We start from the raw sequence: 13,019 nt of genomic DNA, 5'->3' as shown, positions 1-13,019 counted from the left end.
GTCCGAACTATTCATTCGTCTCTTATTTGTCGCATTGATAAGAATGCAAGCGATGCCAAATTGTGTTTCCTTTTGTCCTAATTAGGAAACAATGCAATGTCACTCCTGTGAAACTCACTTTGCTTTTTTAGCTGCTGCCAAAAATGTCACTATTGCGCTGATTCGACAGTAATTTGCCATGTAAGGTACTGATAAAATTGATTTGTTTTTATGAGTTGCGTTTTGAGTTGCATATTGAAATATGCTCAGCAATAGAGCCTAGCTAATCCATTAGTATTATTACTAAGACAAATGTCAGGCCGTATTAAGTCTACCATTGTCAGCGAAGTGTTAATTGCTTGTTAGCTGCGCGTTGGTGTGGGGGGTGGCGAGCAATTTACCTAGAAACAGGGTACGAGTCATATGGAAACTAAATTGAAGGTAATTAAAAAGCCAAGGGGTAACACGGTTTGCAGTCCCCGTAAAAAACAGTCGGGTCTAGCGATAGTTGAAATGTCTGTTGTAGCTTCGTTTTTCTTTTTCCTGTTTTTTATCATTGTCGATTTGTCTGTTTTTAGCTACGTCAAACTGACGATGCAAAATGCCGTTCGTGAAGGAACCCGCTACGCCATCACGGGTCGCTCAGATCTCGACCCAGATGGTAATGGCGTACGTGAAGCGGCAATACTGGCCAAGGTCAATGAAGCGTCACATGGGTATCTTGAACGTGTCATGAGAATTGAGGATGTCCGCGTTGAAGACCTTGATGGCAATCCTGTCACCGGTTTTGGGCAGGGCGGCGACATTATCGCTATTCACCTAGATTGTGAGTGGACTTCGATAAGCCCATTTACACACCTGTTTTTGGATGATGGTAAATACACCTTTACCGTGAGCAGTGCAATGCGCAATGAAGCCTTCGAGTAAAAAGGAGTCTGCTGTGAAAAATAACCTAGGAAAGCATAGCGGCTTTGCTGCCGTCGAAATGATACTTTTTACGCCTATTTTGATATTACTCATTGGCGGCATTATTGAGTTGTCGCAGCTGTTATATACCAACAATGTTCTGGTGGGGATCGCGCGTGAGGGTGCAAACTTGGTGTCTAGGACGACCACTATGACCCCAGATGAAATCATGTCAATCGTAGCGACAACCTCTGGCCCTCTTGAACTACAAAATGATGCGATAATATACATCACTCAAATTACCGGCCAACAGGGTACAGATCCATTGGTTATTGAGCAGCACCGCTGGAGCCAGTCAGGTATTGATAAAACAAGTGAAGTTTGGTCATTGTGCCGAGCGTGGACAGACGGTATGTGCAACATGCCAAATACCAGCCCATCACTTAATAATCTTGGCATTAACCTAGATGCAAACGAGACGATTTACGCCGTTGAAATACATTATCGCTACGCCCCGCTGACAAATTACTTCTACGACAGCAGTTTTATCATTTCTGATATTACATTTTTATAAGGAAATAAAAATGAATTTTAAAACACGTTTTCGGAGCTTAAAAAAAGCCAAAGGCTTAGTTGCTGTGCTTGGTGTCATTGCTGCTCCATTTTTGGTGCTTGTCGTTGGGTTTACCATTGATACAGGCCGAGCGTTTTTGGTTCAGGCAAAACTGTTCACTGCTGTAGATGCTGCGGCCATCGCGGCGGCGCGAGCCGTTTCAGAGGGAGAGAATGCTGCTCGTACTGCGGCTAGCAAGTTATTCGCCGCTAACTTGCCCCAAGATTATCATGGCTCAAGTAGTACAACACCCAACTTGGCGTTTGCCTATGACGAATCCGGCAATATCTCCATCGATGTCAACGCTTCGGTAGATATGGATACGATGTTCCTTGGTATGATTGGGATGTCGACCCTTCCTGTGGCTGCTGAGGCACAAACAATTAGGCGTCCCGTAGACCTTGTCTTAGTGGTTGATAACACAACCTCTCTGCGATTTGGCTCTGTGGGAGATGTCACACAGGACGTTATTACGCGCTCTAAAGAGTTTATCGGTAACTTCAATGAAAACTTCGACCGGGTAGCATTGGTTAAATTCGCTTTTGGCGCAGAAGTTCCAGTTTCTTTCCGCTCGACACGGGGACACAGTCGTCGTAGTCTAAATTCTGCTATCGACGACTTTCAATTTGGATCCCTTTCTGATCCGCAGTTTACCAACTCATCTGAAGGGGTATATCGCGCGCTGGATGCGCTGCGTAACATCAATGACCCAGCCAGTCTTAAGGTGATCGTGTTCTTTACCGATGGCGCCCCAAACACCTTTTCGTCTAACTTCGATTTTACTCGCACCCGCACCAACTATACGGGCTCGATAATTTCAGGAGATAGCAGCTCTGGCACGCCATGGGGACTGTGGAACCATAGATCCGTGAACTCTGACCTATCTGGAACGGCAAACCAAGGGAGTAGAATCAGTTCACGTCTTGCCAGCTTGCCTACCTACTACAATGCGCATGACTCAGATGATAATGAATTTAGAGTCCTGAACCCTGATCACTCGAATCGTCCCGTTACCCAGTACCGTCGTCGAAGCCATGATGCCTCGGATCTCTACGATCGCGTTAATCGGGTGTCACGTAACCTTGTTGAAGATATGGCGGAAGCCGCGAGACAAGAGGGGATCTATGTCTTTACGCTAGGTCTAGGCTCTTCATTGACTGGAACGGCGGGGCCTGATAATGAAATTGGTGAAGACTTGTTGCTACGGATGGCAAATGATCCACGAATTCTCGATGACCCCAATCTTGCCAGCGATTACCGAGCAAGCCAACTAGAAGGCGTTTATTGCCATGCGATCGATGAAAGAGCAATTGGACCCTGTTTCGATAAAATGTTGGACGTTATCATTCGGTTAACGCTCTAGTTATTGTTGCGTGATGGATTAAGGTGTTGGCTGTTTGTTTAGCCAAGCGCGCTGGTGAAGCTTTATAAACTAGGGGCGGGTTGCGGCAGGGTAGCAATGATTAATAACAACCCCTTAGTTTGAACATATGGTTTAGCACCCCAAGTCAGCTCAGTCTACTTGGGGTGTTTTGGTTCACCTAACTAAATCGCTTGCTCAGCAGTGGTCAGCACACCTCGATTTGAGAGCGCATTCAATGCAATATTGTGGATCATTTCATCGACTGTGGTGCAGCAATCGGTGAGGACAGAGACCTTATACTTCTCCGCGGCTTTTGAGAGCGCCGTGTGTGTCACACAGTTCTGCGTCATCATGCCGCAAAGAAGTAACTCATCAATGCCGTGTTGAGTGAGAACTTGCTCGAGCTTGGTCGCTTCGAAGCTATCAGCGAAGGTTTTGACTACCAGATCAGCTTTTGGTGTGATGGCGCGAATCTCATCATGAATTTTCACCCCATGGGTGTCGGCATTGAAAAATGGGGCCAGCCCTTGCTCTGGGTTAGCAATGTGCTGAATATTGATCACAGGAATAGCTTGATTGTTGGCACGCTCGATAGCTGATTTAATGTTAGTCAGCGTTTGGTGTGTATTCCAAAGAGGGTATTTTCCTTCAGGGAAATAGTCGTTTTGTAAGTCGATAACCAGTAGTGCTTTATTACCCATTTTGTTCTCCTGCCATAAATTTGTCGTCTGGATATAGCGAGGATATCTTGTCTTGTACTAGCCGAAGAAGAGTCTAAAATGACATAAATAGAGCCAAAAACGACAATTAGCGGTGAGCGCCAGTGAAACGTATTGTTATCGGCATTTGTCATTACCCAAATGCAGCAAAATCAGCCGTCTATGGACTAGAAGAAATGCTGATAATGACCAACCACATCTGTCAGCAAGAGGGTGTTAAGGTTGAGTTTGTGCCTGCTATCTTCGACGATACGGCGTCTATATCAGCTCAGTGCGCCGTCATCGTGTTGCCGCCAAGCTCGCAAAGTGACTATTACCTCGCGGCGAAAACTGAGCTTATTGAATGGCTTAGCAGCCAACATGCTCAAGGGGCGGTGATTGCATCCGCTTGTGCTGGTGCATTTATCTTGGCGGCCACCGGATTAGTCGGTCATCGGCCAGTGACAACACATTGGGGCTTATCAGAGCTGTTTCGAAACCAGTTTCCTGATCTAGAGCTCAACACCAACGAAATTCTCATCGACCATGGAGACGTGATCACCGCTGGAGGGATGATGTCATGGCTTGATCTTGGTTTAGAGTTGGTGGCGAAATTTACCTCATTAAGCATCATGCGCCAGCTTGGTAAACGGTTGGTGGTCGACACCGCTTTACGTGAGCAGCGCTTCTACACTCAATTTAACCCTTCATTCCTGCATGGCGATCAATCTGTGATAGCAGTGCAGCAGATCATCAATCGAGACTACCCCAAACGCCTTTCAATTACTGATTTAGCAAGCCAAGTTAACCTGACAGAGCGAACCATGCAGCGACGATTTTTGAAGGCGACTGGCTTCAGCCCCAATCAATACCTGCAGCGACTGAGAGTGCAAAAGGCTTGTGAGCTGCTTGAAAATTCACAGTGCGCTTTTGAGCAGATCGCCAATCAAGTTGGCTACGAAGACGCCAGTGCTTGCCGCAAGGTGTTTATTCGGACTATGGGACTAACGCCGAGAGAGTTCCGCACCCGGTTTGTAGGGCGGTAAAGCGGCTTTAGCCTTTTGAAAACTCAATTTTTGAGCCCTGCTTCTAACTTGTTTTGCCTAGCTTAGGGATGTGGAACGAATCACAAAATTCGAGCTATCATCTAATTGTTATAAACGTTTGCACTCTGGTTTTCACCATCTCTCACATGATAGGAACACCATGCTAAACTCCAACCAAATACTGCTATTTGTCGATGTGGTGCAACAAGGCTCGTTCTCAAAAGCGGCAGCGCTGCATGAGATGGATAACTCGTCGCTCTCGAAACAGATAAAGCGCCTTGAAAGTGATCTGGGTGTACAGCTGCTGAATCGCTCTACACGCTCATTTTCATTGACCTCAGCTGGTGAGGAAATCTTCCAATATGGGCAAGCTTTGCGTAACACCTTGCAAGAGATTCAGCTCTCTGCGGATGCCTTTCAGGCGAAACCCAAAGGGGTCTTGCGTATCACCTCACCCAGTTATTTTGGTCATCAATATTTACAGCCAGTGATCACCGAGTTTATGCGATCTCATCCCGATGTGCAGATCCATCACTCGTTAGACGATAGAAAATCTGACATTATCTCTGATCACTACGATCTCGCCTTTCGCCTGAGTAAATTATCTGACTCGAGCTTGATCGCTAAACCTATCGCCAGGTCTCACTTTATCTTGGTGGCGGCTAATTGCTTTGTCGAAGAGTATGGTTTGCCTGCATCGCCCAAGGCGCTTAATGTCCTGCCTGCGGTGATTTACAGTAATCATGAGGTGACTTTAGATACGTTTACCATTAGTGAAACGGCCAATGGTGAGGATTTTCAAGAGTACAAAATGCAGGGTCGTTATCGGGTAAATGATGTACGGACCCTGATTGAAGCCGTCAGAGATGGCGTCGGCTATGCGCGTATTGATGCCTCAAATCTGTTTCGACCGCTCTCAGAGCTTGGGTTGGTCCAGCTGCTGCCCAATCATAGAATAATCTCCGGGGATAAGGCGATTTACGCCCTCTATCCACATCGGAAACAAACGCCGCTGGTTCGAGCGTTTATCAGTGCAGTCGAGGCACACATAGGCAACCCACCGCGCTGGCTTGAGTATATTGAGGACAAAACCTAGCTTAAAAAAACAAATCCACCCGCATAAAATAGCGGGTGGCTCAATGATCCTATCTTTCGCGGATAATTACAGAGTCACTAGGACATCTTCTGCGGCAAGGCGAGATTTAGGTAAACCGTAGTTGTAGTCTTGGCCTTCAAGATGGTAGCCCATCGCCAGTGCGAACTCACACACATACCCATCAAGTTCTTTTTCGAAGATTTGACCGATCATGTCAGGATCGACGCCCTCCATAGGTGTTGAAGCAATGCCAAGGCGCGCCAATACATGCAGGGTATTACCTAGGGCAATATAGGTTTGCGCCTTAGTCCAGTGGCCATTAAAGCCAGCATCATCGGTCTGTGACTGAGCAAATCCAAATGCGCCATTGAGCATGTTGTCATACATCTCTGCCGGTAAGTGACCTGAAGAAACCTCGACATCGACGACTTTGCGGTAATCATCTTTAGTAAATTTTGGGTTATGCGCAAACAGAATAATGTGTGACGCTTCTTTGGCGTGCGGCTGATTAAACTGGTGCATATTGGCGAAAGTGTCATGAAAACGTTGCTTAGCTTCATCACTTTCAATCACGATGAACTTCCATGGCTGTGAGTTAATCGAAGAAGCGGACAAACGGATCGCTTCTTTGATGACATCCATATCTGATGTTGAAATACGCTTGCTGGCATCATATTTTTTCGCAGTATAACGACGATTCAGGTCTTGGATGATTGGATGTGACATGGATAATTCCTCATTGCGTTTCCGATGGGGGGCATGTTACTCATCACGTGGTAATAGAAACAGAGCTACTTTGGCCAATCATTATGGATAAATTTGCCCATAATCACTTTTGAATAATCCATGATCTGCTTCTATGCGACAATGTCATGCATTAAGCGACTTACTCTACGCGGAGCGATTAGATATCGTTAACGTCTGGTTTGTTGTAGGTGGCCCGAACCAGTCGTCATCAAGCTTGCTATACTCAAAGTGATAGAATAGTATCACTTTACTATTCCCTTGGAGCAGCTCTTATGAAAGTAGAACTAGTTACATCGCTTAAACGTCAAGCGACTAAGATCCTTGCAGACCTCCACGATACCAAAGAACCTGTGTTAATTACCGAACATGGTAAGCCATCCGCATATCTAGTTGATGTTGATGATTATGAGTTTATGCAAAATCGTTTAGCCATTCTGGAGGGTATTGCACGAGGTGAGCGCGCACTAGCTGACGGTAAAGTAGTGAGTTATGATGAAGCCAAGGACAAAATGTCAAAATGGCTGAAATAATTTGGACTGAGCCGGCGTTATCTGACCTCAATGATATCGCTGAATACATTGCACTAGAAAATATCGTAGCGGCAAAGCGGTTGGTACAATCTATCTTCTCTAAAGTTGAACGCCTAGAAACCTTCCCAGATTCAGGTCGTATTCCGCCTGAACTAGAATATTTAAGTTATCGTGAAGTTGTCGTGAATCCATGCCGTGTTTTTTATAAACAGGATGATGACAAGGTCTTTATTCTGTTTGTTATGCGTGGCGAGAGAGATTTACGTAAGTTCCTTTTGAATAAGCAATAATCTCTGGAGATGAGCGGTTCACAAACGACTATGCCATGATTTTGTCTTACTCTGAGCAACCAACCAGACAGGTTCTATTGGGATTGTGTGGATTTAAATTAGAAGTCAGGTAAATACTGGTCTCATCCGTTCGGTATAAGTAAAGGTTGTTATAACACATTCATTAGTCTTTGATTTAGTTATCAAAAGCGACACAATAACCACATTGCTAGAATGACAATTAGTTTTTGGGTTGCTAGGATATGCAATCTGGATAGTAATCCAACCAATGCGTAATTATTACGATGTTGTTTATTCTAGCTATGGAGATAGTATGAGTGACAGTAGCACCAAGAATGCTGCGTTGACCACAGCACTAGCATTTCACTATCAAGTGCTTATAGGTCTAGATAAGTGTTTTGACCTCAATGAAGGACAATCGATTTGGTTCGAGAGGGATGGTGATGTGAGCTTAACTGCTTCCGATAACTCATGCTCAGAACAGTTGGAAGTTAAGAACTACAAATCGCCTCTTACTGATCATCATGAAAACTTTTGGAAGACTCTAAAGAATTGGCTAGCTCCAGAGTTTGATGATACAGATTACGACTCTCTAGTGCTACACACCACTCAGGCTTTTGGTTCCAATAGTAGATTTAAGTCTTGGAACAAACAGTCGAGCGATGAACGTCTGAAAACTCTGAACTCTATCTTTGCAGAGAGAGATGATGACGAGTTGAAATCTGAAAATCTATCTGGTGTTGCGAAAATTCAAAAAGCCGTGATGGAAGAGCCTCCCGAGCGATTAAAAGAGGTATTGTCAAAAATTACCCTTTTCACCGAAGCCGATGATTTGCTTCTTTTAGAGAAAAAGATTTATTCCAAGCCCGTTGGAATTCCTGCGAGCAACTTGAAAATTTTTTTGGAGGGCTTGATTGGCTTTGTTTACGGTAAAGCAGATAACACTTCATGGTATATCCCTGAGAATGAGTTTCGAGCTAAATGTGAGGAGTTAACGTCTCAGTACTGTAAGAAAGAGTTTACTTTTCCAAAGTTTGAAGGAAGTGAAGCTACAGATGAACAGGTTGAATTGCATAAAAGCAAACTATTTGTAGAGAAAATTGCTGCTATAGAGCATTACGCCATGATACCAGATGCATTAGGCAATTGGCTTGAATTGCAAAACTCATTGATGGAGCAACTCGATGAATTCCCTCTTTACCTTGAGAAGACTACTAGTTATCAAAATCAATTAGTTAAGAGATATAAGATTCAATATTCCAGTGCTCAATTAGAAGCTACAGATAGTCTCAAGGGTTCTAAGGTATTGTACAACAAGACTATGTTAGAAACCCCGCTACACATTGGGAGTGATATTCCCCCAATAGAGTACAAGAATGGCCTCATTCATGATGCGATGGATGATGAGGAGCGTGATCTACACTGGAGAATTCAGGTATGACGAGCATCGTTAACGCACTTTATGAAGTGAGGTTTAATCCTTTTAAATATGGCGAGTATTTAGCATCTTTTTATTCTACCCTGGATGAGACGGAAGAAAACTTGTTACTAGCTCCATTGGTCATACCTATCTGTAGTCATCCAATGTTCGCTACTAAGTTAGCCAAAGCTAATGTAAGAAGTTCTATATGGTCTATTTTCCAAGAACGAAGTCAATTATATGATTTGCAAGAGAGAGTTGATGAGTTTCAAATCTTGACTGAGCAATCTATCCAATATTGCATTGTTAATGATTGGATTTTCTTTGAGGAAGATAGACTCATGCTACATTGTCAAACTGTCAATGATAGCAAGTTATCTATTCAGAAAAGCGCATATAACTTAGGCCGTTTGTTTCAAGGGCATACTGTCTCAGAAATTTACGCCTTTTTAGGAGTTAAGCCACGATGAAAACATTGATTCGTGAAATAGGTGTTATTGATAAAAGTGGTTTGAAGCATCCTGTAAACTTCAAGTCGGGTTTAAATATTGTTACGGGTAAGTCCTCTACGGGTAAGAGTGCTCTTATAGAGATCTTCGATTACTGTTTTGGTAGCTCAGAAAATACAATTCCTAAAGGTGTAATAACAGCTAGTGCTGTAGTTTATTATGTTGTTCTGGATGTTGAAGAACAAGTGCTGGTTGTAGCGCGTGATCCTGCCTTGCCCAACAAGGCATTTTTTAAAAGCTTAGGATGTTTTGCGTCAGAGGATATTCAGCAAGATTTCTTTGAAAATAGATACTTTAGACCGTTGGTAGAGTATAAAAAGTATCTTCGCGATTTGTTTATAGATATAGATGATGTTGATGAGTCTTTGGTAGCAAGGATGTACAGACGCCGTAAAGCATCCACACCTTCGATCAGAAGTTTTAGCTCGTTCATTTTGCAGCATCAAAACCTTGTAGCCAATAAGCATGCGCTGTTTTATCGCTTTGATGAAAAAGAGAAAAGAGAACATGTTATTGATCATACTAAAATATTTTTAGGGTTAGTAGATCAAGACTATTTTCATTTAACTCAAGAAAAAGAACGCTTAATGGGTGAAGTGAATGGTTTGAAGAAACAACAAGATGCAAACAATAGAGCTGCAAAGATATACTTAGACAAGGTTGAGCCTGTACTAAGTCATTTATATTCAATGATGGGATTTGAAGAGGCTCCTATTGGGTTAGCTCAAGTTCTTCGTAACCCTCAATTAGCTAAAGAACAGCTCGATGATATTATTGTTCCAGAGAAGATTGAACATAATTCAGATGCAGCAACGAAGCGATACAATAAGTTGAAGTTTGAGTTAACAGCGCAAACGTCTGAGTTGAGAAAGTTACAAAGAAAAGCTAGTTCGATTCGTAAACATATCAATGAAGAGTCTAGATTTTTAAATAGTATTACTGAGCTTAAATCACCAGATAAGGTTCATGTTTCGACGACAGTGTGTCCTTTCTGTCGAACGGAAAAAGATGCCCTGTCGGAAAGTGCGGTAAGGCTACAAAATGCGATACATAAGGTATCGGGCAACATTGCTTCAGCTAAGCCAATGAAAGCAAAATTTAAATCTACTCTTTTGGAAGTTGAACGGGACATACAAAGAGTAAATAACTCAATAACAAGAATAAACCAACATATTCTTGTTATCGAAAAATCGGAAGAAAAACTAGCCAAAAGAAAGACGCTGTATGAAGCAGTACTGATCGAAAAAGCAAAGCTGTTTATGTTATTGGATACTCTTAATTTATCTGACGATATTACATTGAACAAAATGTTAACAGAACTTGAGGGTAAGTTAAAAGATACGAAGAGAAAGCTCCTGAAGTATAATGTTAAACAGGGCTTAGAGAAAGCTGCTGCCAAGGTAAATTCCTATATGGCTGATATAGGGAGTAAGTTCGAGTTTGAAAATAGCTACATGCCAATCAATCTAAAGTTTTCATTCGAAACTTTTGACCTTTACCACCAAACTGAAGAAGATGAAAAAATATACTTGAGATCAATGGGAAGCGGAGCGAACTGGTTATATAGTCACGTAACTCTTTTTTTAGCGTTACACAAATATTTTGCAGAGCTTGGAAGTAAGTGTTCAATCCGTCATTCCGCACCTAATTTTAGAATTAAAACAGTGTGATCCAGTGAACATTTAGCAGTGAAAAGGATGATAACATCTTGACCGCGATCTGCAGGTTTGATCTATTACTGTTATTTGACGGTTTTAAACTATGCCTACTCAGCAACCTGTTATTAAGCGTTTGGATCACCTCGGGCTCATTGCTGCATTTTGTCACGAGATTGGCCTATCAAAAATGATAGATTCAGTCATTCCCAAGTACTCTAATCACAACGTTTCCCATGGTGATGCAGTCTTAGCCATGATTCTCAATGGGTTAGGCTTTCACAGTAGAACATTGCATATGTTCTCTGACTTCTTTGAAACCAAACCCATCTCTAAGTTGCTTGCTAAGGATATTGAAGCGCACCATCTCACCGATGATGTACTCGGCCGAACCTTGGATGCGCTGTATGAGGCCGATGTCTCAGCGCTTTATCAGGTCATCGCCGAACGTGTGGTCGATAAACTTGGCCTCGCTAGCGACTCTGTACACCTTGATATCACGAGCTTTCACGTTGATGGTGAGTATGCGCACGAGGAAGATACCAAGGCAATCAAGTTAGTGAAGGGCTATAGCCGAGATCATCGTCCTGAGCTCAATCAGGTGGTTCTTGAGCTCATTTGTGAAAACCAAGCTGGCCTTCCTGTTTATATGCAGGCGCTTAGTGGCAACACCAATGATGCCAAGGCATTCGCTGAAGTCACTAGTAATCATATCCATTGCTTAAAAGCGGCACAGAATAGTCGATACTTTATCGCTGATGCAGCCCTATACACTGAAGAAAGTATCTGCTCACTTGATGAGCAAAAACAAAAGTTCATTACCCGTGTTCCAATGACTATCAAGCAAGCAAAACAAGCACTACTTAGCCTAGAGCCAGAGCAGTTAAGTAAGATTGTAGATGGCTATTCAGGATGTTGGGTAGACTCAAACTATGGCAAGGTTGCTCAGCGGTGGTTGTTGGTTCACAGTGAGCAAGCAACTAAACGAGAAGAAATTACCTTCTACAAGAACTTAGAGAAAAACATCGCCAAAGAAATCAGAGCGTTGAACAAGCTCAGTAAAAAGCCATTTGCATGCGATACTGATGCTGAGCATGCGCTTAAGGAGTTCAAGGCGCAGTGCCTGTTACTAGGCTTTGAACACTCCGCTATCGTCAAAGCTGCTATTTATGCCAATCCAGGTCGTCCGAAGAAAGGCGATGAACCCTCAGGATATCAGTATTTTATAGAGGCCGTGCCGTACACCGACCTAGAAAAAGTGAAGCTAGCAAAGCTCAAAGTAGGCATGTTCATTCTAGCCACTAATGACATCGGCAACGAAAGTCTGACAATGGCAGCACTTCTAGATCACTACAAGTCTCAACAAAAGGTTGAGCGTGGCTTCCGTTTTCTAAAAAGTCCCGAGTTTTTGACCTCTTCAATATTTTTGAAAAAGCCCCAACGCATTGAAGCGTTACTCATGATAATGACATTGAGTCTGCTAGTTTATGCCAGCTTAGAGCACAAGATCAGAGAGCAACTGGGACAAACCGAGGAGTTTTTCCCGAGTATGGTTAAGAACAAGCAAACATCGAAACCGACTGCACGCTGGGTCTTCTTGAAGTTCGAGGGAATAGATACCTTAGATATTAACGACCAACGATTCATTACAGGGCTTCAAGAGCACCAAACTCGGCTGCTTAGTTTACTGGGTAAGTTCTATGAAGCGGTTTATTCCTGAATAAGGTGCGGAATCTCGGTTCAATTCCTTCAGTATTATTTTTGGATCAACCTACCCAAGTTTACTTTCCTAATTTTAAACGTGACAATTCAGAAACGTTTAAGGAGCAAAAAGAAGAAGAAGCAAAGTTGAGAAGTAATCACGCAAGTGAGAGAGTGGTTGATGAAGATATAAAAGCAGTCGAAAACCTCTTTACACAATTAGCTGAGTACTGCGTCAACATTGAGGAAGAGTTTGGGTTCTCTCCACAGATTATTGTCACTGATCATGCAGATGATTTAGATTTATCAAATGAGTATAACTTTGAATCCTACGTCAATGGCAATAGATGGCGAACAAGGGGACTGATAAACCCTGTTCCAGCTCAATAGGCCGACACTGTGTTTCACGTTGGCGTTTGATAAAACTGCCCATATAGAGAGAGGCGAACCAAATAGTTCGCCTTTT

Annotated in this window: 14 protein-coding genes; 12 read left to right on the top strand and 2 right to left on the bottom strand. The window is 43.0% G+C overall.

Translation table 11 applies throughout. The annotated features are described in order from the left end of the window. The first annotated feature begins 402 nt into the window (after window positions 1-402). From ACZ5R2_RS22330 to ACZ5R2_RS22320, 3 genes are read left to right on the top strand one after another with little or no spacing between them, the layout of a single operon-like run. A complete protein-coding gene (locus tag ACZ5R2_RS22330; protein ID WP_464919457.1) occupies window positions 403-906 on the top strand; it encodes a TadE/TadG family type IV pilus assembly protein in 504 nt (167 codons plus the stop codon). Between the two features lie 13 nt (window positions 907-919). After that, window positions 920-1,459 (top strand): TadE/TadG family type IV pilus assembly protein, encoded by a 540-nt coding sequence (locus tag ACZ5R2_RS22325; RefSeq protein ID WP_464902444.1) that lies wholly within the window; start codon window positions 920-922, stop codon window positions 1,457-1,459. A 10-nt stretch (window positions 1,460-1,469) separates the two neighbouring features. Further along, a complete protein-coding gene (locus ACZ5R2_RS22320) occupies window positions 1,470-2,861 on the top strand; it encodes a vWA domain-containing protein (RefSeq protein ID WP_464902445.1) in 1,392 nt (463 codons plus the stop codon). Window positions 2,862-3,043: 182 nt separating this feature from the next. Here the strand turns inward: ACZ5R2_RS22320 and ACZ5R2_RS22315 are convergent, their stop codons facing one another. Continuing rightward, window positions 3,044-3,562: a cysteine hydrolase family protein gene (locus ACZ5R2_RS22315; RefSeq protein ID WP_464902446.1), complete on the bottom strand. Its 519-nt coding sequence runs from the start codon at window positions 3,560-3,562 to the stop codon at window positions 3,044-3,046. A gap of 122 nt (window positions 3,563-3,684) precedes the next feature. On the opposite strand from ACZ5R2_RS22315, the gene ACZ5R2_RS22310 reads away from it, so the two are divergent. Continuing rightward, window positions 3,685-4,605, top strand: a complete 921-nt coding sequence (locus tag ACZ5R2_RS22310) for a GlxA family transcriptional regulator (RefSeq protein ID WP_464902447.1) — start codon at window positions 3,685-3,687, stop codon at window positions 4,603-4,605. Window positions 4,606-4,765: 160 nt separating this feature from the next. Continuing rightward, the gene (locus ACZ5R2_RS22305) at window positions 4,766-5,701 is read left to right on the top strand and encodes a LysR family transcriptional regulator (RefSeq protein WP_464902448.1); all 936 of its coding nucleotides are present in this window, start codon (window positions 4,766-4,768) and stop codon (window positions 5,699-5,701) included. Window positions 5,702-5,767: 66 nt separating this feature from the next. On the opposite strand, the gene ACZ5R2_RS22300 is transcribed toward ACZ5R2_RS22305, so the two are convergent. Then, on the bottom strand, window positions 5,768-6,427 hold the full coding sequence (locus ACZ5R2_RS22300) for an NAD(P)H-dependent oxidoreductase (RefSeq protein ID WP_464902449.1): 660 nt from the start codon (window positions 6,425-6,427) through the stop codon (window positions 5,768-5,770). A 293-nt stretch (window positions 6,428-6,720) separates the two neighbouring features. Here ACZ5R2_RS22300 and ACZ5R2_RS22295 point away from each other — a divergent pair, with 293 nt between their 5' ends. The 7 genes from ACZ5R2_RS22295 (at window position 6,721) to ACZ5R2_RS22265 (ending at window position 12,943) form a co-directional block, all read left to right on the top strand. After that, on the top strand, window positions 6,721-6,978 hold the full coding sequence (locus tag ACZ5R2_RS22295) for a type II toxin-antitoxin system Phd/YefM family antitoxin (RefSeq protein WP_276388397.1): 258 nt from the start codon (window positions 6,721-6,723) through the stop codon (window positions 6,976-6,978). Next, complete coding sequence (locus ACZ5R2_RS22290; protein WP_464902450.1) at window positions 6,966-7,268, top strand: type II toxin-antitoxin system RelE/ParE family toxin; 303 nt, start codon at window positions 6,966-6,968, stop codon at window positions 7,266-7,268. Before ACZ5R2_RS22295 ends, ACZ5R2_RS22290 begins: the two co-directional genes overlap by 13 nt. A 313-nt stretch (window positions 7,269-7,581) precedes the next feature. Beyond that, window positions 7,582-8,709: a hypothetical protein gene (locus ACZ5R2_RS22285; RefSeq protein WP_464902451.1), complete on the top strand. Its 1,128-nt coding sequence runs from the start codon at window positions 7,582-7,584 to the stop codon at window positions 8,707-8,709. Next, window positions 8,706-9,158 carry a three component ABC system middle component gene (locus ACZ5R2_RS22280; protein ID WP_464902452.1) on the top strand — a complete coding sequence of 151 codons (453 nt, stop codon included), beginning with the start codon at window positions 8,706-8,708 and terminating at the stop codon, window positions 9,156-9,158. The genes ACZ5R2_RS22285 and ACZ5R2_RS22280 overlap by 4 nt, the downstream gene beginning before the upstream one ends. Further along, complete coding sequence (locus ACZ5R2_RS22275) at window positions 9,155-10,867, top strand: DUF3732 domain-containing protein (protein WP_464902453.1); 1,713 nt, start codon at window positions 9,155-9,157, stop codon at window positions 10,865-10,867. The genes ACZ5R2_RS22280 and ACZ5R2_RS22275 overlap by 4 nt, the downstream gene beginning before the upstream one ends. 91 nt (window positions 10,868-10,958) lie before the next feature. After that, entirely contained in the window at window positions 10,959-12,572 is a 1,614-nt protein-coding gene (locus tag ACZ5R2_RS22270) for an IS1634 family transposase (RefSeq protein WP_464899543.1), read from the top strand. 5 nt (window positions 12,573-12,577) lie between these two features. Continuing rightward, a complete protein-coding gene (locus tag ACZ5R2_RS22265; protein WP_464919456.1) occupies window positions 12,578-12,943 on the top strand; it encodes a DUF3732 domain-containing protein in 366 nt (121 codons plus the stop codon). Window positions 12,944-13,019: the final 76 nt, after the last annotated feature.

This window comes from Vibrio sabulosilitoris (assembly GCF_055391395.1).
Note: the sequence above shows the minus strand (reverse complement) of the source record. Positions and strands in the feature narration are given on the sequence as shown.